The organism is Sphingopyxis panaciterrae (genome assembly GCF_011762125.1).
GTDB classification, from domain to species: domain Bacteria; phylum Pseudomonadota; class Alphaproteobacteria; order Sphingomonadales; family Sphingomonadaceae; genus Sphingopyxis; species Sphingopyxis panaciterrae.
Genome location: NZ_JAASQN010000009.1, coordinates 14936 through 39738 on the forward strand (window position 1 = coordinate 14936; position 24803 = coordinate 39738).

At 66.0% G+C, this 24803-nt stretch carries 17 protein-coding genes; 10 read left to right on the top strand and 7 right to left on the bottom strand.

Translation table 11 applies throughout. The annotated features are described in order from the left end of the window. Positions 1-285: 285 nt before the first annotated feature. The 3 genes from FHR22_RS21150 to FHR22_RS21160 are packed head-to-tail and all read right to left on the bottom strand — an operon-like array spanning position 286 to position 5856. On the bottom strand, positions 286-3558 hold the full coding sequence (locus FHR22_RS21150; protein ID WP_166946045.1) for an error-prone DNA polymerase: 3273 nt from the start codon (positions 3556-3558) through the stop codon (positions 286-288). After that, positions 3555-5114 (bottom strand): Y-family DNA polymerase, encoded by a 1560-nt coding sequence (locus FHR22_RS21155; protein WP_243853953.1) that lies wholly within the window; start codon positions 5112-5114, stop codon positions 3555-3557. The genes FHR22_RS21150 and FHR22_RS21155 overlap by 4 nt, the downstream gene beginning before the upstream one ends. After that, positions 5008-5856, bottom strand: coding sequence for an ImuA family protein (locus tag FHR22_RS21160; RefSeq protein ID WP_166946047.1), 849 nt, complete (start codon positions 5854-5856; stop codon positions 5008-5010). Before FHR22_RS21160 ends, FHR22_RS21155 begins: the two co-directional genes overlap by 107 nt. A 125-nt stretch (positions 5857-5981) precedes the next feature. Between FHR22_RS21160 and FHR22_RS21165 the strand changes: the two genes are divergently transcribed. Genes FHR22_RS21165 through pal form a run of 4 tightly spaced genes read left to right on the top strand, consistent with a single transcriptional unit; the run spans position 5982 to position 9033 of the window. Beyond that, positions 5982-7202, top strand: coding sequence for a glycosyltransferase family 4 protein (locus FHR22_RS21165; protein ID WP_243853955.1), 1221 nt, complete (start codon positions 5982-5984; stop codon positions 7200-7202). 40 nt (positions 7203-7242) lie between these two features. Further along, positions 7243-7785 (top strand): sigma-70 family RNA polymerase sigma factor, encoded by a 543-nt coding sequence (locus tag FHR22_RS21170; protein ID WP_341787173.1) that lies wholly within the window; start codon positions 7243-7245, stop codon positions 7783-7785. Beyond that, positions 7766-8485, top strand: coding sequence for an anti-sigma factor family protein (locus FHR22_RS21175; RefSeq protein WP_166946053.1), 720 nt, complete (start codon positions 7766-7768; stop codon positions 8483-8485). Before FHR22_RS21170 ends, FHR22_RS21175 begins: the two co-directional genes overlap by 20 nt. Positions 8486-8535: 50 nt before the next feature. Further along, entirely contained in the window at positions 8536-9033 is a 498-nt protein-coding gene (gene pal / locus FHR22_RS21180) for a peptidoglycan-associated lipoprotein Pal (RefSeq protein ID WP_166946055.1), read from the top strand. A 22-nt stretch (positions 9034-9055) separates the two neighbouring features. Here pal and FHR22_RS21185 read toward each other — a convergent pair whose 3' ends face one another. Genes FHR22_RS21185 through FHR22_RS21195 form a run of 3 tightly spaced genes read right to left on the bottom strand, consistent with a single transcriptional unit; the run spans position 9056 to position 14883 of the window. Further along, entirely contained in the window at positions 9056-10474 is a 1419-nt protein-coding gene (locus FHR22_RS21185) for an efflux transporter outer membrane subunit (RefSeq protein WP_425057483.1), read from the bottom strand. A gap of 2 nt (positions 10475-10476) precedes the next feature. Next, entirely contained in the window at positions 10477-13686 is a 3210-nt protein-coding gene (locus FHR22_RS21190) for an efflux RND transporter permease subunit (RefSeq protein ID WP_166946059.1), read from the bottom strand. 6 nt (positions 13687-13692) lie between these two features. Further along, complete coding sequence (locus FHR22_RS21195) at positions 13693-14883, bottom strand: efflux RND transporter periplasmic adaptor subunit (RefSeq protein ID WP_166946061.1); 1191 nt, start codon at positions 14881-14883, stop codon at positions 13693-13695. 213 nt (positions 14884-15096) lie between these two features. On the opposite strand from FHR22_RS21195, the gene kduI reads away from it, so the two are divergent. The 5 genes from kduI (at position 15097) to FHR22_RS21220 (ending at position 22780) form a co-directional block, all read left to right on the top strand. Then, positions 15097-15933: a 5-dehydro-4-deoxy-D-glucuronate isomerase gene (gene kduI / locus FHR22_RS21200; RefSeq protein WP_166946063.1), complete on the top strand. Its 837-nt coding sequence runs from the start codon at positions 15097-15099 to the stop codon at positions 15931-15933. Between the two features lie 116 nt (positions 15934-16049). Further along, entirely contained in the window at positions 16050-16817 is a 768-nt protein-coding gene (gene kduD / locus FHR22_RS21205; protein WP_166946065.1) for a 2-dehydro-3-deoxy-D-gluconate 5-dehydrogenase KduD, read from the top strand. Between the two features lie 9 nt (positions 16818-16826). Next, entirely contained in the window at positions 16827-17837 is a 1011-nt protein-coding gene (locus FHR22_RS21210) for a sugar kinase (RefSeq protein ID WP_166946067.1), read from the top strand. A gap of 571 nt (positions 17838-18408) precedes the next feature. Further along, positions 18409-21021, top strand: a complete 2613-nt coding sequence (locus FHR22_RS21215) for a TonB-dependent receptor (protein WP_166946070.1) — start codon at positions 18409-18411, stop codon at positions 21019-21021. 64 nt (positions 21022-21085) lie between these two features. Continuing rightward, positions 21086-22780 carry a hypothetical protein gene (locus FHR22_RS21220; RefSeq protein ID WP_166946072.1) on the top strand — a complete coding sequence of 565 codons (1695 nt, stop codon included), beginning with the start codon at positions 21086-21088 and terminating at the stop codon, positions 22778-22780. 3 nt (positions 22781-22783) lie between these two features. Here the strand turns inward: FHR22_RS21220 and FHR22_RS21225 are convergent, their stop codons facing one another. Next, complete coding sequence (locus FHR22_RS21225) at positions 22784-23827, bottom strand: LacI family DNA-binding transcriptional regulator (RefSeq protein ID WP_166946074.1); 1044 nt, start codon at positions 23825-23827, stop codon at positions 22784-22786. Positions 23828-24004: 177 nt separating this feature from the next. On the opposite strand from FHR22_RS21225, the gene FHR22_RS21230 reads away from it, so the two are divergent. Further along, positions 24005-24790, top strand: coding sequence for a 2-keto-4-pentenoate hydratase (locus tag FHR22_RS21230; RefSeq protein WP_166946076.1), 786 nt, complete (start codon positions 24005-24007; stop codon positions 24788-24790). Positions 24791-24803: the final 13 nt, after the last annotated feature.

Consider the following 24803-nt stretch of genomic DNA (forward strand, 5'->3'; position numbering starts at 1 on the left):
CCTTATGAAATTCAGGCTATGTTGGTTGGTCCCTTGATAGCCTGATCGGATGCCCCGGCCCCCACAGCCGGGGCATCTTCTTTTCGGGTGCGGGGAATCTCGCGGGACGGCGGATTGCGGCCGGTTGCGGACGCTAGCTAAATAACCGTCGCCCCCGCGAAGGCGGGGGCCGCAATCGGCCGAGCGCAAGGTTGCCAGCGGCCCCCGCCTTCGCGGGGGCGACGGTTATGGATGGTTAGCGAATGGCAGCTCCCCACCCCGAAGCCGGCATCAGCGGCCAGGCTTCTAATGAAAATCCCGTGATTTTGGCAGGATGCGCACGTTGCGCGGGTGGCCGTGGCGCTGGGCATGGCCGCGCGGCTGCTGCGGATGCCGGACCTCGTCCGCCGGGCAAAGCTCGGGATCGAATGGCTGGTCGCTCCCCAGTGCGTCGAGCATGTCGGTGCGGTCGACGATGCGGTTCGCCATCAGGTGGATGACACCCTCCATGCTTCGCTGCACCTCACCCTCGGCAAGCATCAGCCGCGACGCCATGACCGCGCGGCGATAGCGTTCGAACTGGCGCGCCCAGAGCAGGATGTTGACGATCCCGCTCTCATCCTCGAGCGTGATGAAGATCGCATTGCCCTTGCCCGGGCGCTGGCGGATCAGCACGACCCCTGCGGTGCGGACGATCGACCCGTTTTTTGCCGCCGCGACCCCTGCGGCGCTCAGCACCCCTTCGCGCTCGAAGTCGCGGCGGAGGAATGCCATCGGATGCCCCTTCAGCGACAGCCGCGTCGTCTGATAATCGGTGAGCACATGTTCGACCATCGGCGTCGGCGGCAGCCGGGCATCCGCTTCGTCGCCGAGTTCGTCCGCCCCGGCGGCACCGAACAGCGGCAACACCCCCTGCCGCACCCGCCGTGCATCCCACAGCGCCGGCCGCCGTTCGAGCCCCATCGACCGGCACGCATCGGCATCGGCGAGCAGGCGCAGGGCGCGCGAAGGAAGACTGGCGCGGCGGGCGAGTTCCGCGACCGAAGCGAAGGGGGCGGTACGCGCCTCGACGATTTGCTTCGCCCATTCCTCGCGAAAGCCGTCGACCTGCCGGAAACCGAGCCGCAGCGCGAGGCTGTCATCGCCGCGCGGTTCGAGGCTGTTGTCCCAGCCGCTCGCATTCACCTCGACCCCGCGCACCTCGACCCCATGCTCCTGCGCATCGCGAACGAGCTGCGCGGGAGCATAGAAGCCCATCGGCTGCGAATTGAGGATGCCGCAGGCGAAGACGGCGGGGTGATAATGCTTGATCCACGAAGAGACATAGACGAGCCGCGCGAACGACTGGGCATGGCTTTCGGGAAAGCCATAGCTGCCGAAGCCCTCGATCTGCTTGAAACAACGTTCGGCGAAGTCCTGCTTGTAACCGCGTGCGACCATGCCGCCGATCATCTTCTCGCGAAAATTGTCGATCGTCCCGACATTGCGGAAGGTCGCCATCGCGCGCCGCAAACCGTTCGCTTCCTCGGGCGTGAAGCCGGCGGCAGTGATCGCAAGATTCATCGCTTGCTCTTGAAAGAGCGGCACCCCGAATGTGTCACCCAAGACGTCAACCAGTTCGTCTTGGGGATATTGAGGGGCGGGCGAGGGATATTCGACCGGTTCCTCTTCATTCCGACGGCGGAGATAGGGGTGTACCATATCACCTTCGATCGGTCCCGGACGAACGATCGCAACCTGCACGACCAGATCATAGAATTTCCGGGGGCGTAGGCGGGGCAACATGTTGATTTGCGCCCGGCTTTCGACCTGAAAGACGCCAATGCTGTCACCCTTGCACAGCATTTCGTAAACGGCTGGATCCTTGGAATCGATGTCGAGTTCCAAGGTGTGATTGCCCAGCCCATGCTCGCGCATCAGGTCGTAGCATTTGCGGATGCAGGTCAGCATGCCGAGTGCGAGGACGTCGACCTTCATGAGCCCGAGCGCGTCGATGTCATCCTTGTCCCATTCGATGAAGGTCCGATCCTCCATCGCGGCGTTGTGGATCGGGACGAGTTCGTCGAGCCGCCCTTCGGTCAGCACGAAGCCTCCGACATGCTGCGACAGGTGGCGCGGCGCTTTGAGCAATTCGCCGACGAAACGATGCAGCCGTTCGATCTCGCCATTATGCGGATTGAGACCCGCCTCGATCAGCCGTTCGATGGGCACTTCGTCGCCCCAGCTTCCCCAACTCGTGTCGGCGAGCCGCGCGGTTACGTCCTCGCTGAAGCCGAGTGCCTTGCCGACCTCGCGGATTGTGCTGCGAGGCCTGTAATGGATGACGGTCGCGGCGATCGCGGCGCGATCGCGGGTGTAACGATCATAGATATATTGGATCACCTCCTCACGCCGCTCATGTTCGAAGTCGACATCGATGTCGGGCGGCTCGTCACGTTCAGCGGACACAAAGCGCGAGAATAGCAATTTATGCTCCATCGGGTCGACCGAGGTCACGCCGAGCAGGAAGCAGACGATCGAATTGGCGGCAGAGCCGCGGCCTTGGCAAAGAATTGGCGGTTTCTGTGAACGGGCATAGCGGACGAGATCATGGACGGTGAGGAAATAATAGACGTATTTCCGCCTTCGAATCAGGCGAAGTTCGTTGCCGACAAGTTTGCGAACCTTGGGAGGAAGCGGGCTGCCATAACGGGTCTCGGCCGCTGTCTTCACCAGATGATGCAGATAGGCAAAAGGCTTCCAGCCGGGCGGCACCGGCTCATGCGGATATTCATATTGCAGGTCTTCGAGGCGAAAGGCGATGCGCGCGAGCAGCTTCGCGCTTTCGTTGATTGCCTTGGGGTGATGCTTGAAGAGGCGCCCCATTTCGACCGGCGCTTTCAGATAGCGCTCACCATTGGCGCGCAGCAGCTTGCCTGCCTTCTGGACGGCCGTGCCTTCGCGGATGCAGGTGATGATGTCGTGGAGCGGGCGCTGGTGCCTGGTTGCATAAAGCGCATCATTGGTCGCCAGCAATGGCACCCCGGTCGCCGCCGACAGCCGCTGGCGCTCGGCCAGCCGGCGCGTATCGGCGCCCGATTGCGGCATTGTTGCCGCGAGCCACAGTGATTTGGGCCGCGCGCGCTTGAGCGTGCGCAGCAGCGCTTCATTGCCTTCCATCGCGATCAACAGCAAGTCGTCGTAATGCTCCAGAAGATCCTCCAGATTGAGAACGCAATCGCCTTTTTGCGCGCGCAGGTTGCCGGTCGAGAGCAGCCGGGTCAGCCGCCCCCACCCATGACGGCTGACCGGATAAGCGACGATGTCGGGCGTGCCGTCGGCAAAAACGAGTCGCGCCCCGACTACCAACCGGAAATTCGCGACGGTTGCAGGCTGTCTGACCTGCAGGTCCTTCAGGAACGCCCACGCCCGCACCACCCCCGCCACACTGTTGCGGTCGGCGATGCCGATACCGGACAAGCCGAGGTTGATCGCTTCCGCGACCATCTCGGCGGGGTGAGAGGCGCCGCGCAGGAAGCTGTAGTTGGTCGCGGCGACGAGCTCGGCGAAGGCCGGCGCCGGGGCAGGCGTTTCGGTCATGCGAACAGCCCGTGGATGTACCAGCGCGGATCGGCCTTTTCCTCGTAAAGCCCGTGGCGGAACAGCCAGTAGCGGCGCCCATGGACGTCCTCGACGCGGTAATAGTCGCGCGTCAGCCCGCCATTGTCGCGGCGCCGCCACCATTCGGCGGCGATGCGTTCGGGCCCCTCGTAGCGGCGCACCGCATGCGTCGCGCGCCGCCAGCGAAAGCGGTGCGGCGGGCCGTCGGGAACCTCGGCGATCACTTCGATCGGTTGCGGCGGATCGAAGAGATGGAAGGGGCGCGTCGGCGGTTCGCCGGGTTCGGGGGCGGGCCAGGGGGCGGGCGGCGGGGCGTCGGCGGCGGGAAGTTCGAGCTGCGTCTGTTCGGGGATATGCGTATCGGCGGGGCGATATTTGCGGATGCGCGCGCGCCCGAGCCGCGTCGCCAGCCGGTCGACGAGTTCATCGATCGCCCCCGCCTCGTTCGACGGGCGCACCGCGCCGCCTTCGAGCCCCAGTTGCGTCGCGGCAAGCGGGTCGAGGCGCGGGACGGCCAGGCGGATCATGTCGAAACCAAAGCCGGGGTCGAGCGGGTCCGCGAGGCTGTCCATCCGCTCGGCGAAGAGCCGCATGACCAGCGCCGCGTCGCGCGTCGCATGGCCGGTCTCGACCGCGATGCTGCGCGCCAGCCCGTCGCTGCGAAAGAAGGTGGCGCGGAAATGGCGCCCGCCCTTGCCGCGTTCGGCCAGAACGCCCATCGCCTCACCGGCGAGTTCGCCAAGGATCTTCGTCGCATGGGCGGTGCGCGCGATCGGTTCGGCAAAGCGGCGTTCGGCGATCACCGGCGGCAGCGTCCGGCGCGGGTCGAGGACGCTCAGCGCATCGCCGAGCAGGCGGCGCAGCGCGGTCGCGGCGTCGCTCCCGAAGCGCGCGGCGATATTCGCCATCGGCCGCGCGCTGAGGTCGCCGACCGTCTTGAGCCCCGCGCGGACCAGCGCGGTCGTCGCTTCGGCTTCGAGTTCGAGCGCCGCTATGGGCAGCCGGCGGACCGCGGCATCCTCGTCGGGCGCGGGCAGCGTCTGATAGCGCGCCAGCGCGCGCGCCGCTTCCGGCGTGCGCGCCGCGGCGTGGCGCAGCGTCATCCCCAGCCTGGTGATCCGCCGGTCGAGATCGTCGATCAGCCCCGTCTCGCCCGCGAACAGATGGGCGCAGCCGGTGATGTCGAGGATCAGTCCGTCGGGCGGGTCGAGCGCGACGAGCGGCGTATAGCGGCCGCAGCCCTCTGCCATCCGGTCGAGCCACAACTGGTCGAGTATGGGATCGTGCGGAACGGCGAGCAGGTCGGGGACGCGGGCGCGCGCATCGGCAAGCGGCATGCCGGCTGCGAGTCCGAGCGTCTGCGCGCGGACATCGGCGCTCGCAAGGCGGAAAGCACCGCGCTGCTTCTCGATCGTGACGAGCGGCGCGTCAGGCGGCTGCGGCGCCGCGCGGACGAGTCGCTCGGTGGAGAGCAGGGGAAAGAAGAGCGCCAGATAGCGCCGGCTCCCCGAAGCTTTGCCCAAAACCTTGCTCAAAACTTCGCCCGAAACTTCGCCCGAAACTTCGCCCAAAACTTCGTATGTCATGATTCCATTCCAGCTGCCAGCGGGAGCCGGCGGGTCCGGCGCGCCAGCGAAGCAGTTCGAGGTCGAAAGCCGGCGCGCCGGGGGCGTTCGCTTCGCGTTCGCGCGAGGCGGCTGCGGTGATGCCCCAGCGCGTTTCGGCGACGCTCGGCACCGGTGCGGCATTCAGGCGAAGCATCAGCAACGTCGTGCCCGCATCGCGTGCGCCGAGCGCGAGGCGGCGGCCGGCGGTGAGGTCGAGCATGGGAAATTTGCCCCAGCTTTCGACGATCACCGCCGCCGATCCCGTGCAGCGGACCGCGTCGTTCGCACAGGCGAGCAGCATTTTGGGGTCGGGGGCCTCGACGAGCAGCAGCCGGTCGGGGTCGCCCCCCAGCTCGGCGATCCCGGGGGCATGGATATGGCCGGTCCGGCGCCCCGCATCGGTCGTGCGGAGCCACAGCAGCGGTGCGTTGCCCGGCCTGCGCAGCGCGACGAGCGCCGCGAAAGCCGCGGCACTCGTCGCGTCGAGCGCGTCGGCCGCGAAGAATTCATGACATCGTCCGGTCGCGAAACCGCCGCCGAGCGCCGCGTCGAAGGCATCGTCTCCAGACGCCAGCCAGCCTTCGGCCGGACGGCTTTCGAGGCCACCGCTGGCGGCGAGCCGGGCGACACGTTGGCGCAGTCCGGCGAGTTGAGGGGACGACTCGTGCATAATTTGTTCCTGATATGTTCCATTAGCGCGCGAGCGGAGGCACTTGTCAAGCAAGACTCTGACACGCGGTCGCCGTTATTCGCCTGAGGGTGGAATAATGTCCGGCGCGCGTGCGTATGCGTTCCATGACGAAGCTTTCCGCCGTTTTTCCTTCGCTGTCGCGATACCGCGACGCCCGGACGAGACCGCTGCGCATCGCGCTTTTTTCCGGCAATTACGACTGTGTCCGCGATGGCGCGAACCGGGCGCTCAATCGCCTCGTCGCCTATCTGGAGGATCGGGCGGGGGCGGATGTCCGCATCTATTCACCGACCGCGCCGCAAAAGGCTTTCGCATCGGTCGGCGATATATTTTCGGTCAAGTCGCTGTGCATCCCGGGCCGGCCGGAATATCGCCTGGCGCTGGGGCTGACGCGGGCTGCGCGGGAGAATCTTGCCGGGTTTGTGCCCGACATCGTCCATCTCTCGGCTCCCGACGCGCTCGGCCGTCAGGCGCAGAAATATGCGCGATCCGCCGGAATTCCGGTCGTTGCCAGCCTGCACACGCGGTTCGAAACCTATCTCGACTATTACCGGCTCGGCATGCTGCGCCGCCCCGTCGATGCCTATCTTGCGCGATTTTACGGCGACGCCGACCATATCCTCGCCCCGACGCCGCCGATCCGCGACGAGCTGGCCGCCCGGTTCGGATCGGAAAAACTGTCGATCTGGTCGCGCGGGGTCGATCGCGACATGTTCGGGCAGGGGCTGCGCAGCCAGGCCTTTCGCGCGCGACTGGGCTATGGTCCCGACGATGTCGTGCCGCTTTTCTTCGGCCGTCTCGTCCTCGAAAAAGGACTGGGGGTTTTCGCCGATGCGATCGCCGCGCTCCGCGACCGGGGCCATGCCGTGCGCCCGGTCGTGATCGGCGAGGGACCGGCGCGCGACTGGCTCGCCCGGCGCCTTCCCAATGTGACCTTCCTCGGTTTCCTCGATGGCCGAAAACTGGGCGAGGCGGTGGCGAGCGCCGACGTTCTGATCAACCCCAGCGTCACCGAGGCGTTCGGCAACGTCAATCTCGAGGCGATGGCATCGGGCCTCGCGGTCGTTTCGGCCGATGTCGACAGCGCTTCGGCGCTGATCGATGACGGGCGGACCGGCCTGCTCGTGCCGCCGCACGATGCCAATGCCTATGCCGATGCGGTCGCGTCGCTGATCCGCCAGCCGGCGCGTCTGCGCGACATGCGCCAATCGGCAGCGGTCGCCGTCGATCGCTATCGCTGGGATGCGATCCTGGCCGATGTGGTGCGGGTCTATGAACGGCTGGCGGGGCGCGATCCGGCCTTGCTTTACGCGAAGGTCGCCTGACAATGCGGCCCATGATTTGGCGCAGTCGGGCGATAGAGGCGTGAAGGCCCGGTGGAACAAGGCACGCGGCTTCGCCGACGACGTCGCCGCGATGCGCCGCTATGCGCGCTCGCTGACCCGCGATCGCGACGATGCCGACGATGTGGTTCAGGACGCGCTGGTTCGCGCGATCGAACGTCAGGCGACCTATCAGCAGGGCCGGGACCGGCGGCGCTGGCTGCTTGCCATCGTCCATAATGTCTTCGTTTCGGGGACGCGCCGCGAGGCGGCCGAGGCGCGCCGCAATGACCGTTTTGCCGAGACGCAGGTCGCGCATGCCGACGCCGCGCAGGAGCATCACACCCGGTTGAGCGAGATTGCGCGGAGCTTCGCGGCGCTGCCCGATCATCACCGCGCCGTGCTTCACCTGACCGCGATCGAAGGCTTGAGTTACCAGGAGTGCGCCGATGTGCTCGGCGTGCCGGTGGGAACGATCATGTCGCGCATAGCGCGGGCACGCGCGGCGTTGCGCCAACAGGAAGATCAGCGACCCGAACGGGCGCTGCGTATCGTGGGAGGACGAGATGACGGCCACACCGAATGATCAGGAGATCGACGCGTATATCGACGGGCAGCTCGATACCGAGGGGCGCTTTGCCGTCGAGGATTATCTGCGCCTTCACCCCGACATGGCGGCGCGCGTCATGGGCGATCTCGGGCGGCGGAGCGCGCTGCAACTGCTGGCGCGTGACAGCGATCCGCTGCCGTCCGGCTTCGACGCCGGCGCCGGGGTCCGCTCGTCGCCCTCCCGTCCGCGGTGGCGCCGCTGGGCGCCGATGGCCGGATTGACGGGGTCCGGGGTCGCGGCCGCCCTTCTGGTGATGCTGCAGGGGCCGCCGGCCTATGTCGACGATGCCCTGACGTCGCACATGGTCGCCGGGCTGCGCGCCGATATGGCTTCGCAGATCGAGGCGCCGAAGTTCGACGCCCGCGAGATCCAGCGTGCGACCCGGATCGCGGTGCCGAAAGTCCCGGCCGACTGGAAGGTCACCGACGTGCAGCTTTTTCCGACCGATCGCGGACCGGCGGTGGTGATGGCGCTCCGGACAAAGGATGGCGACCATCTTTCGCTCTTCACAAAACGCGGACGAAACGGTGCGCCCGAACAGCCCGATGCCGTTCGCGAAGGAGCGCATTCGGTCGCTTATTGGCGCCGCGGGGACATGTCCTATGCGCTGGTCGGCGACCGCGGACCCGCAGCGATCGACGCCCGGGCCGAAGCCCTGGCGCGAACCTGGTCCTGATCGAAGATCAAACCGGAACCGGGAACGGTTCTTCATTTGAGGGGGATGAAATGACACGGAACAGCATGTTGATGATCGCGGTGGCCGCGACCTTTGCCGCGGGCGGTTGCGCCAAGAAGGCGCCGAACGATCTGCCGCCACCGCCCGCCTGCTGCGGACCAGCGGACGAGGACCGGATCGTTCCGGGGTCGCAGCGCGACTTCCTCGCCAACATATCCTCGGACCGCGTCTATTTCGGCTATGACCAGTTCAACATCGACGCCGAGGATATGGCGACGCTCCGCAGCCAGGCCGCCTGGCTGGCCCGCTATCCCGGCGTCCGCGTGACGGTGGAAGGCCATGCCGACGAGCGCGGAACGCGGGATTATAATATCGCGCTGGGCGAACGGCGTGCGAATGCCGCAAAAAACTACCTCGCTTCGCTGGGTGTCGACCCCGATCGCATGGGCGTCATCAGCTATGGCAAGGAACGGCCGGCGGCGGCCGGTTCGAACGAGGAAGCCTATGCCCAGAACCGGCGGGCGGTGACGCTGGTCATCGAACGCTGATCAAAAAGGTTCGGCGGCGCGATCAGGGCGTGGCCGCACCCGCGCCGCTGTCGCCGCCCAAGGCCCGGAACAGCGCGATCCGCGTGTTCACGAGCAGCAACTGGGTCGCGATCTCGCTGCGCCGCGCCGCATAGAGGCTGCGCTGGGCATCGAGGCTGGCGAGGAAGCTGTCGACGCCGCCCTTGTAGCGCGCGTCGGTGAGCGTCGCGGTGTCGGCGGCGGCTTCGGTGTTCGCCGCCGCGGCGCGGACGCGTTCGGATATCGTGCCTTGCACCGCGAGCGCATCGGCGGTCTCGCGGAACGCCGTCTGGATCGCGCCCTCATAGCCCGCGAGCGCAGCGTCGCGCTGGGCCTTCGTGACATCGACCCCGGCGCGGCGGCCGCCGGCGTCGAAGATCGTCGCGGCCGCATCGCCGCCCGCCGACCAGTTGAAGGCACCGCTGTCGAACAAGCCGCCGAGCGCATTGCTGGCGAAACCGAGCAGTCCGGTCAGCGAGATCGACGGGAACAATCGCGCGCGCGCGACGCCGATGTCGGCGTTGGCGGCGCGCAGGCGATATTCGGCCTCGATCACGTCGGGGCGGCGGAGCAATATCTGCGAGCTGACCCCGGCGGGTAGCGCGACCACGCCCGGCGTCACTTCGGCGAGGCCGGCGGGAAACAACTGGCGGTCGACATCGCCGCCGACGAGCAGGCGGATGAGATTTTCGTCCTGCGCGATCGCGCTCGTCTGCGCAGCGATCGCATCCTCGGCGGTTGCCAATATCTGTTCGGCCTGGCGCAGATCGGTGCGCGGCGCGACGCCGCCGTCGAGCCGCGCCTTGGTCAGCCGGACATTCTCGCGCGCGTTGGCCGCGGTATCGCGCGCGATGGCCAGCAGGTCGCGGTCGGCGCCATAGGTTGCCCACGCCTGCGCCAGGTCGGCGATCAGCGCCAGCCGGACGGTGCGCGACGCGGCTTCGGTGGCGAGCGCGCTGTTGCGGTCGGATTCGGCGGCATTGGCAAGGCGGCCGAACAGGTCGAGTTCGAATGCGGTGATGCCGCCGCGCAGCGAGAAATCGCCGCTGCCCCCCCTGTTTCCGGCGCCGCTGCCGCTGCCATTGCTTCCAGAGTCCGAATAGCTGGCGCCGGCGCTGATCCCGATCTCCGGGAACTGCCCCGCGCGGCTGACGCGCGCCTGCGCGCGCGCGGCGGCGACATTGGCATAGGCGACGCGAAGGTCGCGGTTGTTGGCGAGTGCCTGTTCGGCAAGCGCCTGCAACCGCGGGTCGGTGAAGACGGTGCGATAGGAGAGGATCGGCAGCACCGCCTCGCTCTGCAGCAGATAGGCGTCGCCGACCGGCCAGCTTTGCGGCACCGGCGGCGCGGGGAGCACCGTCTTCGGCGCGAGCGAGCAGCCCGCCAGCGCCAGCGTTCCGGCGAGCAGGAGGGGACGCGTCATCCTCATGCCGGAAGCTCCGTTCCGGGTGTGTCCTTGTCCCCGCCCTTGTCTTTGCCGAAGCGGCGGCGCAGCGCGGCGAGACCGTCGCGTACCCCCCTTCTGACGAGGACGAAGAAGAGCGGGATGAAGAAGATGGCGAGGAAGGCGGCGGTCAGCATGCCGCCGATCACCGCAGTACCGATCGCGACGCGGCTGTTCGCCCCGGCGCCCGTCGCGATCGCCAGCGGCAGCACGCCGAAGATGAAGGCGAAGCTGGTCATCAGGATCGGGCGCAGGCGAATGCGCGCCGCGTCGATCGCCGCTTCGATCACGCGTTTGCCCTTGCGTTCTTCCTGCTCGGCGAACTCGATCATCAGGATCGCATTCTTCGCCGCGAGCCCCATCGTCGTGAGCAGGCCGATCTGGAGATAGACGTCGTTTTCGAGCCCGCGCAGGGTCACGCCGACCACCGCGCCGATCAGGCCGAGCGGTACGACGAGGATCACCGCGAGCGGGATCGACCAGCTTTCGTACAGCGCGGCGAGACAGAGGAAGACGACGAGCAGCGAAACCGCATAGAGGAAGGGCGCCTGCCCCGACGACAGCCGCTCCTGATAGGAAGACCCCGACCAGGCCACGCTGGTGCCGGGGATTTGTCCCGCCATCGCCTCCATCGCGTCCATCGCCTCGCCCGAGCTGACGCCCGCGGCGGGCTGGCCCGAAATCTCGAACGCCGGAACGCCCTGAAAGCGCGAGGTGCTCGACGGCGTCGTCGCCCAGCCGATGCGCGAAAAGGCCGAGAAGGGCGACATTTCGCCGTCGGCCGAGCGCACATACCATTGATCGAGATCCTCGGGCTTGGCGCGATAGGGGGCGTCGCCCTGGACATAGACGCGCTTGACGCGGCCCTTGTCGATGAAGTCGTTGACGTAACGCCCGCCCCACGCGGTCGCGAGCGTGTTGTTCACGTCGCTGTTGCTGAGACCGTAGGCGGTGAGCCGCTGCGTATCGATATCGATCTTGAGCGTCGCGACGTCGGGAAGATCGGACAGGCGCACCGACGTCAGCCTGGGGTCGGCATTCGCCATCGCGAGCAGCCGGTCGCGCGCGGCGGCGAATTGCTCGCGGCTGAGGCCGCCGCGGTTCTGGAACTGCATCGTGAAACCCGACGTGTCGCCAAGGCCGCGCACCGCGCCGGGGACGAGCGCGAAGACCTGTGCGTCGCGCAGCCCGCTCAGCGCCTTGCGCGCGCGCTCGGTGATCGCATCGGCGGTGTTTTCCTTGCCCGGCCGGTCGTCCCAGTCGACGAGGTTGACGAATCCCTGGCCGGTATTCTGGCCCGCTGCCGCGCCGCCGCCGCCGCCGGCGATCAGGAACAAGGCGCCGGTGTTCGCCTTTTCATGGTTCAGGAAATAATTTTCGACCGCGTTGCGCACTTCGAGCGTGCGCTCCTGGGTGGCGCCGGCAGGCAGGCGGAACTGGACCTGGACGCGGCCCTGATCCTCGTTCGGCAGGAAGCCGCCGGGCAGGCGGAGGAACAGGACGGCGAGGAGAACGAGGATGACGGCATAGATGCCGAGGAAGATCCATTTGCGGTCGACGACCGCGCCGACGCTGCCGACATAGCGGTTCACTATGCGGTCGAAGCGGGTGTTGAAACCGGTCTTCAGCCGTTCGCCAATCGCGTGCAGGCGCGGAAAACGATGCGCCCCGACCGTCTCGCCATGCGCTCTCGGCTTGAGCAGGCTCGACGTCAGCGCCGGGCTCAGGATCAGCGCGACGAGCACCGACAGCGCCATCGCCGAGACGATGGTGATCGAGAATTGCCGGTAGATGACGCCGGTCGAACCACCGAAAAAGGCCATCGGCAGGAACACCGCCGACAGCACGAGCGCGATCGCGATCAGCGCGACCTGCAGTTCCTGCATCGACTGGATCGTTGCCTCGCGCGCCGACATGCCGGGATTTTCTTCCATCAACCGCTCGACATTCTCGACGACGACGATCGCATCGTCGACGAGCAGGCCGATCGCGAGCGTCAGCCCGAACAGGGTCATCGTGTTGATGCTGAATCCGGCCATATAGAAAATGCCGAAGGTGCCGAGCAGCACGACGGGCACCGCGATCGCGGGGATCAGCACCGCGCGCCAGCTTTGCAGGAAGACGAACATGACGAGGATGACGAGCAAGATCGCCTCGAACAGCGATTTCTGTACTTCGCTGACCGACAGCTTGATGAAGGCGGTCGCGTCGTTGGCGTAAGAATAGGTAACGCCGTCGGGGAAGTCGGCGGCGAGCTCTTCCATCCGGGCCTTCACCCGCTCGGCGGTGTCGAGCGCGTCGGACCCGGGCGACAGCGAGATCGACATGCCGGCGCCGGGGTGGCCGTTGATGCGGCTGATGACGGCATAGCTTTCGGCGCCGATCTCGACGCGAGCGATGTCCTTGATCCGCACGCTCGACCCGTCGGGAAGCGTCTTGAGGACGATATTCTCGAACTCTTCGACGGTCTGCATCCGCGATTGCGCGGTGACCGTCGCGTTGAGCATCTGTCCTTGCGGCGCGGGCAGCCCGCCGACGTCGCCGGCAGCGACTTCGCTGTTCTGCGCGGTGATCGCCGAAATCACATCGCCCGGCATCAGCGACACCGCGGCCAGCCGCTGCGGATTCAGCCAGATGCGCATCGCGTGCGGCGCGCCATAGATATTGACGTCGCCGACCCCTTCGACGCGCGACAGCGGGTCCTGGATGTTCGACGCCATATAGTCGGACACGTCCTGGTTCGACCGCGTATTGGTCGAATCATAGACGGCGACGAGCAGCAGCGTATCGGCGTTCGACTTGGTGACGCGCACGCCCTGTTGCTGCACCTGTTGCGGCAGGCGCGAGATCGCCGACTGGATCTTGTTCTGGACCTGTACCTGCGCGATGTCGGGGTCGGTGCCCTTTTCGAAGATCGCGGTGATGTTCGCCTGCCCGCGCGAACTCGACTGCGAACTGAAATAGAGCAGGCCGTCGATCCCGGTCAGCTGCTGTTCGAGCACCTGCGTGACGCTGTTCTCGATGGTTTCGGCCGATGCGCCGGGATAGGTCGCGCGGATGTTGACCTGCGCCGGCGCGATGTCGGGATATTGTTCGATCGGCAGCGAAAAGAGCGCGCCCAAGCCACCGAGCATGACGATGATCGCGAGCACCCAGGCAAAGATCGGCCGGTCGATGAAAAGGCGCGACATGGGGGCTTATTTCCCTTTTTCTGCGCCTGCTGCGCCTTTGCCCGCGGGTGCCCCCACCCGCTGCGGGCTGTTCGCCGGAACCGGCTTGATCGCGGCGCCCTGTTTCAGGTTGCCGAGCCCCTGGGTGATCACCTTTTCGCCGGGCTTCAGCCCATCGGTGACGACCCAGTTGGCGCCGACCGTCCGTTCGGCAGTGACCTTGCGGCGCGCCGCCTTGTTGTCCTTGCCGACCAGATAGACAAAGGCCGACCCGTCGAAGTCGCGCTGCAACGCGGTTTGCGGGACGAGGATCGCGGCGGGGTTGATCGCCTGGTCGAACAGCGCGGTGACGAACATGCCGGGCAAAAGCAGCCCCTGCGGATTGGGGAAACGCGCGCGCAGCGTCACCGTGCCCGTCGCTTCGCTGACCGTGATGTCGGAAAACTGGACCGTGCCCGTGAAGCCGTAATCGCTGCCGTCCTCGAGCTTCAGCCGCACCGTGGTGCTCCCCGGCTGAGTGCCGCCGCTCGCCAGCGCCTGGCGCAGCCGCGTCAGCTCGGCGCTCGATTGCTGCATGTCGACATAGAGGGGATCGGTCTGCTGGATCAGCGCGAGCGGTTCGGCCTGGCTTGCGCTGACGAGCGCGCCGGGGGTCGCGAGGCTGCGGCCGATGCGCCCGCTGATCGGCGCCGACAGCGTCGTGAAGCGCAGGTTGATGCGCGCGGTATCGAGCGCCGCGGCATTTTGCGCGACGGCGGCGCGGGCGACGCGCGCCTGGGCCAGTGCGTCGGTATAATCCTGCTGCGCGACCGCCTGCATCTTGGCCAGCGGTTCGAAACGCTTCGCCTTTTCCTCGGCCGCCTGCGCGCTGGCGCGGGCGCTGGCGAGATTGGCCGACGCCTGGTCGACCGCGGCCTGATAGAGGCTGGGGTCGATCTGGTAGAGCGGCTGACCGGCGCGGACGAGGCTGCCCTCGGTGAACAGGCGGCGGCGGATCAGGCCATTGACCTGCGGGCGCACCTCGCTCGTTTCGAACGCGACGGTGCGGCCGCCGAGTTGGGTGGTGACCGGAACCGCCTGCATCGTGACGGTGACATATCCGACCTCGGGCGCCCCGCGTCCGCGGCCGCCCGCGTCATCCTTGCCGGAACAGGCGCCCAGCGACAGCATCATGGCACACCAAGCTCCGGCGCGGAGCAGCGGCCTTTTGTCCAGCATAGTCGCCAGCATATTGATTGGTCTCGTGTCGGTCCGCCGACGGCGGGGGGATGGCGCCTATTCCACCATTTGGAAGGTCGCATGCAAGCGCTTTCAAGCCTTTGCGACAAAGTGCGACAATTTGGCTGCGGCTTTGCCCGGCCGGAACATTGACACCGGTTACCTTTGCGTTTAGCCAGACGCCAGCCCCGAAATCTGCGATGAGGATGCATCATGTTCGCCAAAACCTATCACGCCACCCATCCCGACATGATGGAATGCGTCGACAATGACGCGCTGCGCGACCGCTATCTGGTGTCGGGCATGTTCGAAGCGGGCGCGGTCAACCTCAACTATTCGCACAATGAACGATTCGTCATCGGTGGCGCGGTGCCGCAGGGCGGGGCGCTGAAGCTTCCCGACCAGACCGCGCCCGCGTCCGCGGCCGGACACCCCCTCCTCGAACGGCGCGAGCTGGCCGCGGTCAATATCGGTACCGCCGGGGCGATCAGCGTCGACGGCCAGCGCTTCGAGATGAAGAACAAGGAATGCCTCTATATCCCGATGGGATCGAAAGAGGTGCTCTTCGAAGGCGATGGCGCGCGTTTCTATCTCGCCTCGCTTCCCGCGCACAAGGTGTGCCCGATCAAGCATATCACGCTCGACCAGGCCAATCCGCTCGCGCGCGGCGACCTTGCCAATTCGAACCAGCGGACGATCTACCAGCTCGTCATTCCGGGCGTCTGCGAAAGCGCGCAACTGCTCCTCGGCCTGACGGTGCTCGAGGAAGGCAGCGTCTGGAACACGATGCCGCCGCACCTCCACGACCGCCGCAGCGAAATTTATCTCTATTTCGACCTGCCCGAGGAAAATGATCGCATCTTCCATTATATGGGCGAGCCCGACAGCATGCGGCACATCGTGATCGGCAACGAGGAAGCGGTGATCAGCCCGCCCTGGTCGATCCACATGGGGTCGGGGACGAAGAAATATGCCTTCATCTGGGCGATGGGCGGCGAGAATCTCGACTATACCGACATGAACGTCCTCGACATCTGCCAGTTGAAATAGTCTGGGCCCACTCGCTTCGTCATCCCGGACTTGATCCGGGATCGATTTGCGAAGGACTGCGCTTTGGGTCATGGACCCCGGATCAAGTCCGGGGTGACGAGAGGATAAGACGAACGATGCAAATGTTCGACCTGACAGGAAAAGTCGCGCTCGTCACCGGCGCCAACACCGGCATCGGCCAGGGCATCGCGCTCGCGCTTGCCGAAGCGGGTGCCGACATCGCCGCCGCGGGCCGGTCGCCCGCCGAAGAAACCGTCGGCAAGGTGCGCGGATTGGGACGTCGGGCCGAGAATTTCGCCGCCGACCTGTCGAGCGTCGGGGCGGTGCAGCCGCTCGTCGATGCGGTGCTGGCCGAGTTCGGCCGCATCGACATCCTCGTCAACAATGCCGGGATCATCCGGCGCGCCGATGCGGTCGACTTCACCGAAGCCGATTGGGACGCGGTGATGGACACCAATTTGAAGACGCTGTTCTTCCTATGCCAGGCGGCCGGACGCCATATGATCGCGCGTATCGAGCAAGAGGGGGGGGGCGGCAAGATCATCAACATCGCCTCGATGCTGACCTTTCAGGGCGGCATTCGCGTGCCGAGCTATACCGCGTCGAAATCGGGGGTCGGCGGCCTGACCAAGCTGCTCGCCAACGAATGGGCAGCGAAAGGAATACAGGTCAACGCGATCGCACCGGGCTATATCGCGACGAACAATACGACGGCACTGCAGGCGGACGAGACGCGCAATCGCCAGATCGTCGAGCGCATTCCAGCCGGCCGCTGGGGCGATCCGGCCGATATCGGCGGCGCGGCGGTGTTCCTCGCGTCGTCGGCGTCGGATTATGTGCAGGGCCATATCCTCGCCGTCGACGGCGGCTGGCTCGCGCGCTAGTCCGACGCGATGTCCGACCGTCTTGTCTTCTTCGGCGAACTGCTGATCCGCCTGACCGCGCCGGGCAACGAGTTGCTGATGCAATCGCCGTCGTTCGCGCTCCACGTCGGCGGCGCCGAAGCCAATGTCGCGATCGGGCTGGCGCATCTCGGCCATGATTGCGCGATGGTCGGCCGGGTTCCCGACAATGCGCTCGGACGCGGCGCGGTGGCGGCGGTGCGCGGCGCGGGCGTCGATTGCGCCGCGGTCGCCAGCGGCCCGGGGCGGATGGGGCTGTATTTCCTCAGCGTCGGCGCGGGGCTTCGCGCGTCGGAGATCGTCTACGACCGCGCCGGGTCGAGCTTCGCCGCGAGCGGTGCGGCGGATTATGACTGGGATGCGCTGCTCGCCGGTGCGGGCCTGCTTCATCTGTCGGGGATCACCTCGGCGCTCGGAGCACGCTCGGCGGAGGCCGCGCTGGCGGCCGCGCGCACGGCGAAGCGGCTTGGCGTCCCCGTCAGCTTCGACGGCAATTATCGCGCGATGCTGTGGGAAGCGTGGGACAGCGATCCGCGCGCGATCCTTTCGGAACTCATCGGCGCCGCCGACATCCTCTTCGGCAACCACCGCGACCTGTCGCTCGTGCTCGGCCGTGAATTCAGCGGTGACGGCGCGGACCGGCGGCGCGAAGCCGCCGAAGCCGGCTTTGCCGCTTTCCCGAATCTCTGTTTGATCGCGTCGACCGCGCGCCACACGGCGACCGCCGATCATCACCGCATCGCGGCGCGCGTCGATCTTCGCGCCTCCGCGCACCAGACCGACGAGGTCGACGTCACCGGCATCGTCGATCGCATTGGCGCGGGCGATGCCTTTGCCGCCGGGGTGCTCCACGCCTGGCGCACCGGCGGCGATGCGCGCGCGATGGCCGAAACCGGCCTCGCGCTGACCTGCCTCAAACATTCGCTGCCGGGCGACGCGAGCCGCTTCGGCGCGGCCGATATCGCGGCCTTCCATGCCGGCGGACTCGATGTGCGGCGGTAGGCGCGGCAATTGGCATTATCGCTTCGGTAATGATGTCGATTGCACGCCCGGCCGAGGAATGTCTGAATTGGGGTGGGGAGCGGACGTTGCTTCGCCCATCCTCGTCATCCCGGGCTTGACCCGGGATCCCGCTTTTCTTGGGGAGCACCGGCAGTTTCGGCATCAAGCGGGACCCCGGATCAAGTCCGGGGTGACGATGAAGGGAATGTCCACTCCCGGCCGATAACCGCGGCTTCTGCCCTGGGTATGCGAACCAATATAATCGTCGTATCTTGCAAATCTTGCCGGAACCGGGCCGGCAATGGACCGGCGTCCGCACGCGCTCACCCGAGTTGTACGACAAACGTGCTTGACATCGATCATGCAATGTTTCAACTTCCTATGACACCGGTTACCTGAATCGGTCAACGAAATGATAAAAGGGGAGAGGGCGCTTGGCCCGCCGGATTGCGGCGGCCTCCAGCCACTCTCGAAAAAATTCGGCAAAATGGTCATTCGGCCATTTTGTTTGGGGAAGTAACCGGTGTCATTTCTTGCTTCGGCGGACATGCGCTGCGAAAGGGAGGACCATATGGCTATTCGAACGAAGCGGGGCGTGGGCGTATTGGCGAAGCTGGCGGGCGGCGTGTCGCTTGCCGTGCTGGCATCGGTACCGGCCTTTGCGCAGGATGCGGGCGGGCCTGGCGGTGCGGGGGCGCCGGCGGATGAAATCATCGTCACCGGCATCCGCGCGTCGCTCGAGCAGGCGGCCGACATCAAGCGCGAAGCGGCGCAGGTGATGGACGTCATCACCGCCGAGGATGTCGGCAAGCTGCCCGACGCCAACGTCGCCGAAGCGCTGCAGCGCGTCACCGGCGTTCAGATCACCCGCGTCTTCGGCGAAGGCCAGTCGGTGTCGGTGCGCGGCCTGCAACAGGTTCGCGTCGAAGTCGACGGGCGGACGCTGCTCGGCTGGTCGGCGCGGCTGTCGCCGCCCGAAAACGACCAGCTCGGCCGCTCGTCGGGGCTCGACTCGGTGCCCTCCAGCCTGTTCGGCCGCCTTGAGGTGCGCAAGTCGCCGCTCGCGAGCCAGGCCGAAGGCGGTCTGGGCGGCACGGTCAATCTCGTCACGCCCAAGCCGCTATCGTTCAAGGAACCCACGGCTTCGCTTCGCGTCCAGGGCGTCTATTCGGAGAATAGCGACAAGTTCGAACCCGCGATCACCGGCTTCGCGACGACGAAGTTCGCGGATGACCGCATCGGCATCATGATCGCGGGCGAATATCAGAAGCGCACCTCGGTCACCCAGACGTTCGAGCGCAACAATTTCCTTAATCGTACCTATACGGGCCCCAATGGCGGCGTGATCCCGACCCCGACGCTGCTGCAATATGAGCAGTTCACCGTCGATCGCTCGCGCCTCGGCCTCAACGGTGCGATCCAGTTCGAGGTGACGCCCGAATTCACCCTCACCGCCGACGCGCTCTATTCGAAACTCAAGACCGGGCGGCGGCAGGACTTTTTCGCCTTCCGTCTGCCGACCGGCGCCAACCCGGTCACCAACCGCGTCGTCGAGGACGGCATGGTCGTCGCGGGCAACGCCAATGGTACCGTCACGACCGCCAGCCAGATCCGCAACGAGCCGACCGAGAGTTTTCTCTATGGTCTCAACGGCAAATATGAGAGCGGCGGGCTGACGATCGAGGCCGACGGCTATTACAGCAAGGGCACGATCGACCAGACGATCCAGATCATCACGCTGCAAGGGACTGCGCTGGTCCCTGGCGCTTTCGATTTTCGCGGCGGCGGCATTCCGTCGCTCGACCTCGGCAGCTTCGATCCGACCAGCTATTCATCGTACAACCCCGCCACCAACGGCGTGCGCAGCAACCGGCTGATCGGATTGCTCGAGGAATGGACCGGCAAGCTCGACGTCAGCTATGAAACCGCGGGCGGCGTGACCATCTCCGCCGGGGTGCGCTACACCGACCTCCACGCCCGGTCGAACGCCTTCCGCAGCCAGGTCACCCCGACGCGCGCCGAGATCGAACCGTTTTTGAAACCGATCGGTGGTTTCCTGCCCGACATCGCGGGGAATTTTCCGCGGAGTTTCCTCGGTCTGTCGCCGGATTATGATTATATCTTCAATCGTGCCCAAGGGGCGGAACCCAATCCCGACGCGAACGGCAAGTCGACCTTGCTGCCCAATTTGCAGCGCGACTATGATTTCAGCGAACGGACGCTCGCGGGCTATCTGATGGTGTCGGGCGAAGGCGAAATCCTCGGCATGCCGTACAAGGCCAACGCCGGGGTCCGCATCGCGTCGACGCGCCTGTCGGTGGACTCCTATGTCAACGTCGGCAGTGTCAGCACGTTGCGCAACGACAGGAATCGCTACACCAACGTGCTGCCCAGCGCGAATATCGCCTTCAACGTCAGCGACAATTTCCTGATCCGCGTGTCGGGGTCGCAGACGATGCAGCGCGCGTCGATCGCCGATCTCGCGCCGTCGACCTTCTTCAACGCGACGAACCTGTCGGTCACCGGCGGCAACGTGAATCTGAAGCCGCCGATTTCGACGCAGGCCGACATCAGCTTCGAATATTATACCGGCAAGAGCTCGCTGATCTCGGGGGCGGTCTTCTACAAGGATGTGCAGGATTTCATCGCCAGCTTCGTGACCACCGGCGTCGATCTCGACCTCGACGACCAGGGCCGCGAACTGACCTTCTCGCGTCCCGAAAATCTCGCGAGCGCGAAGATCAAGGGATTCGAAATCGGCATCCAGCAGTTCGCCGACTTCCTGCCCTCGCCGTTCGACGGCCTCGGGATCATCGCCAACTACACCTATTCGGATTCGGAGGACAATGCCGGCTTCCCGCTCGTCGCGGTGTCGAAGAACAGCTACAATCTGGTCGGCCTGTACGAAAAAGGCCCTTTCTCGGCGCGCGTCGCCTATAATTATCGCGACGAGGCGGTGTTCGAATTTTCCGAAGGCCGGCCCAGCTTCGTCGGGTCGCGGTCGCAGCTCGATGCCCAGCTCGGCTTCGACATTACCGAGAATTTCGCGCTGTCGCTGCAGGCGCAGAACCTGATGCCGAAGAAATCGGCGACGAGCGAATATAGCAATTTCAACCCGACCGCGCTCAACAGCTATGCGCTTTCGGAGCGCCGCTTCTCGGTCGGGGTGCGGGCGAAATTCTGATCCTGTATCCGGCGGCGGCATCCGTCCACGCCGCCGCCGGAGCCGGGTCGCAAGGAGATGGAATGTGATGATTTCGGGTAAGCGGCGTGCGCATCTTGTTGCTGGCGCGGCAGCCGGCGCGATGCTGGTCCTGCCGGCGCACGCCGAACCGGCGAAATTGCCCGAAATCCTCTCCGCCCGCGCGACGATGGCGGCCAATCCGCTGCCCGATTTCTCCTACGCCGGCTATGGTTTCGGCATCGCGCCGATCCCCTCCGACGCGGGAACGATCGTCGACGTCACCGACCATGGCGCGATCCCCGACGACGGGCTCGACGATACGAAGGCGGTGCTGCGCGCGCTCGCCGCGGCCAATGCGGTGAAGGGCAAGGTCACGCTGCGCTTTCCCAAGGGACGGACGCAGATCACCGAAGTGCTGCGGATCACGCGCAGCGACATCGTCCTCGACGGCGCGGGCGACGGCCCCGGCGGCAGCGAACTCTGGTTCCCGCGCCCGCTGAAGCTGATCGACCAGAGCCATGATTATGACGAGCTGCGCGCCTATCTGGTCCACGAAAAAAAATATCAGGTCGAGCCCGAAAACAACATCGATTACCTGTTCACCGAATATAGCTGGGCGGGCGGCATGATTCTCGTCGCCCCTGAAAAGAGCCGGCCGGTCTCCTACGACGGCAGCAAGGACGTCCGCGATCCGGTGCTCGCGAACGGCGTGTCGGGCAAGCAGTTCGGGCGGACGCTGACGGTCGACAATCCGGCGAAGCTGAAGGTCGGCGCCGTCGTCCAGCTGCAATGGTTCTCGGTCGCCGGGCCGGACAGCAAGATATTGAAATCGCTCTATGGCGACACCGACCTGCCGATCGGCTCGCACCACTGGACCTCGCCGAACAGGCCGGTCGTCGTGCAGGCGACGCGCGTCGCGGCGATCCGCGGCAAGACGGTGACGCTCGGCGATCCGCTGCTCCACGACGTGCGTGCCGACCAGCCCGCGGTGCTTGCCGACTGGCGGCATCTCGAACATGTCGGCATCCAGAATCTGCGGCTGCAATTCCCCGAGGCGCCGGCGTTCGGCCACCATCTCGAGCAGGGGTATAACGGCATCTACATGACCGGCGTCTTCGACGGCTGGGTGAAGAAGCTGACGATCGACCGGTCGGACAGCGGCGTTCTCACCGACAATGCCGCCAGCCTGACGATTGCCGACGTCATCACGACGGGCGACCGCCGCGCGCATTATTCGGTCCATGTCGGCGCGGTGCACAATGTGCTGGTCCGCGATCTCAAGGTCGAAAATCCGGTCGTCCATCCGCTCAGCATCAACACGCGCTCGACGCGGTCGGTCTTCCTGCGCTCCACCGTCGCGCTGGAAGGCGTGATCGATCAGCACAGCGGGTCGAACCACCAGAATCTGTTCGACCAGGTCACGCTGCACATCGACCCGAAACAGGACCCGAAGCAAGAGGGGGCCGCGTGGCACTATCGGCTGTGGATGGGCGGCGGCGCGCCCTATTGGAAGCCCGGGCACGGGCTGTACAACACGCTGTGGAATGCGCGGCTGGTGATCCCCGACGCCGTTCCGGCGGACGCCGAGGTCGCGATCACCAGCGGCCTCGAAGGGCCGGGCGAGCGCATCGTCGGGCTGCACGCGAACCGCAAGATCACCGTGAGCTACGATCCCGCGCCCTATATCGAGGCGACGGGCGAGGCGATCGATGCCGTCCCTTCGCTCTACGACTATCAGCTGGCGCGGCGCCGCCGCTGAGCTCTACCGGCCGGGCGGCGCGACCGACTGGCGTTCGACGAAAGTCGAGGTGAGCGCGGCGGGATCGGCGTCGATCGCCTTGGCGCCCGAGCCGAGGAAATCGGGGACGAGCAGCTGCGCCGCGCGCACGCCCATCTGGCGGATCGGCCAGCGCACCGTGCTGAGCGCGGGCCAGATATGCGTCGCGGTCGGCGAATCGTCGAAACCGATGATCGACAGGCGGCCGGGCACCGCGACGCCCTTGCTATGCGCGACGCTCATCACGCCCGCCGCCATTTCGTCGTTCGAACAGAAGATCGCGGTCGGCGGCTCGGCCAGCGCCAGCAGCTTTTCGCCCGCTTCGATTCCCGCCGTATAGCGATAATTGCCCGGTGCATAATGGTCGTCGGCCAGGCTCAACCCCGCCTCGGCCAGCGCCTCGTGAAACCCTTTTTCGCGCTCGGCGGCCGAGCGGAACCCCTCTGGCCCGCGCACGAAGCCGATGCGGCGGTGGCCGAGGTCGACCAGCTTGCGAACGGCCTCCTTGACGACGTCATGATCGTTCGAGGACACGCAATGCTGCGGATCGTCGAGCGGGGCCGATCCGACGCGCACATAACGCACGCCCAGGCTTTCGCAGAGCGCCGCCAGCTCGTCATTCTCCGAAATCGGCGGCAACAGCATCGCGCCGATCGGCCGCTGTTTCTCGAGGAAGGTGCGGACATCGTCGAGCATCCTGTCCGATCCGCGGTCGACCGGGCGGACGAGCAGCGCGAGGTCGCTGTCCTTGATCGCGTCGAGCACGCCCTGCTGGAAACCCAGCACCGTCTGCGCGTTGGGGTTGTCGTGGAGCAGCGCGATCAGGAAATTGCGGCGGAAGGCGAGTGCGCGCGCCTGCGGATTGGGCACGAAGCCGAGCGTTTCGATCGCCTGCTGCACCGCCTTGCGCGTCTTTTCGCTGATGAATTCGGACCGGTTGATGACGCGGCTGACCGTTTTTTTCGAAACCCCGGCGAGCGCCGCCACGTCATTGATCGTCGGTTGTTTTCCGCCCGTCTGTCCCGCCATGATATCCGCTTTCCTCCGCAAGCCCTGCCCGATGCGCAGCATCGGTCCCACCATTTTGGCCCGCGACATCCTTGATGGGGGTTCGGGGGGGCAAAATCAACAGCGACGGCGGCTATTCGCTTGCTTTTGACACCGGTGTCTTTTAAGCCTGTCCGCGGAAGAGGGAAAAGCACGCAAATGGCAGCGACCACCGATCAGCAAAATGTCGCCAAGGCGTTTCTCGCCGCGCGCGAAAAAAAGACACCGCTTACCTTGTATCCCGGCGCGATGCCCGAAGCGATGGCCGACGCCTATCGGATCCAGGACGCCGCGATCGGGTTCGACGGCCGGCGGATCGGCGGGTGGAAGGTGGGGCGAATCGCCGCCGACCTCATCGACCGCTACGGCGACAATCGCCTGACGGGACCGATCTTCGCCGACGAGATTGTCGATGGCGCGGGTGACGTCCGGCCCGTCATGCCCGTCTATACGGACGGTTTCGCGGCGGCGGAGGCGGAGGTCCTGCTGTGCTTCGGCACGGTCGAAGACCGCGATTACGACCTTGTTTCGGTGCGCGATTGCATCGCCGACGTGCGCACGGGAATCGAGATTGCGAGTTCGCCCTTTCCCGAGATCAACCGGCACGGACCTGCGGTCACCGCATCGGACTATGGCAATAACAAGGGGCTGGTGCTCGGTCCGCCGATCGCCGATTGGCGGACCAAGGACTTGATCCGTATGCCCGTCGAATTCGCGATCGATGGCGAAACCGTGGGCGCGGCGACGATGGAGGCGATGCTCGACGGCCCGTTCGGGTCGGCGCTGTTCCTGATCCGCACCCTCCGCGCGCGCGGGATCGCCTTGCTTCCGGGGACGTGGCTGTCGTCGGGCGCGATCACCGGAATCCATGAAATTCGTCCCGGTCAATGCGGCGAAGCGCTGTTCGACGGAAAAATCCGCGTCGGCTGCACGATTACGGACTAATAGACAGATCGGG

Bases quoted from the DNA above. Each gene is read 5' to 3' on its own strand.
- FHR22_RS21150 (WP_166946045.1), bottom strand. From the start codon at position 3,558: ATGACCGAAACGCCTGCCCCGGCGCCGGCCTTCGCCGAGCTCGTCGCC.
- kduD (WP_166946065.1), top strand. From the start codon at position 16,050: ATGCAAATGTTCGACCTGACAGGAAAAGTCGCGCTCGTCACCGGCGCC.
- FHR22_RS21190 (WP_166946059.1), bottom strand. From the start codon at position 13,686: ATGTCGCGCCTTTTCATCGACCGGCCGATCTTTGCCTGGGTGCTCGCG.
- FHR22_RS21210 (WP_166946067.1), top strand. From the start codon at position 16,827: ATGTCCGACCGTCTTGTCTTCTTCGGCGAACTGCTGATCCGCCTGACC.
- kduI (WP_166946063.1), top strand. From the start codon at position 15,097: ATGTTCGCCAAAACCTATCACGCCACCCATCCCGACATGATGGAATGC.
- FHR22_RS21195 (WP_166946061.1), bottom strand. From the start codon at position 14,883: ATGCTGGACAAAAGGCCGCTGCTCCGCGCCGGAGCTTGGTGTGCCATG.
- FHR22_RS21160 (WP_166946047.1), bottom strand. From the start codon at position 5,856: ATGCACGAGTCGTCCCCTCAACTCGCCGGACTGCGCCAACGTGTCGCC.
- FHR22_RS21175 (WP_166946053.1), top strand. From the start codon at position 7,766: ATGACGGCCACACCGAATGATCAGGAGATCGACGCGTATATCGACGGG.
- FHR22_RS21230 (WP_166946076.1), top strand. From the start codon at position 24,005: ATGGCAGCGACCACCGATCAGCAAAATGTCGCCAAGGCGTTTCTCGCC.
- FHR22_RS21165 (WP_243853955.1), top strand. From the start codon at position 5,982: ATGACGAAGCTTTCCGCCGTTTTTCCTTCGCTGTCGCGATACCGCGAC.
- FHR22_RS21225 (WP_166946074.1), bottom strand. From the start codon at position 23,827: ATGGCGGGACAGACGGGCGGAAAACAACCGACGATCAATGACGTGGCG.
- FHR22_RS21185 (WP_425057483.1), bottom strand. From the start codon at position 10,474: ATGACGCGTCCCCTCCTGCTCGCCGGAACGCTGGCGCTGGCGGGCTGC.
- FHR22_RS21215 (WP_166946070.1), top strand. From the start codon at position 18,409: ATGGCTATTCGAACGAAGCGGGGCGTGGGCGTATTGGCGAAGCTGGCG.
- pal (WP_166946055.1), top strand. From the start codon at position 8,536: ATGACACGGAACAGCATGTTGATGATCGCGGTGGCCGCGACCTTTGCC.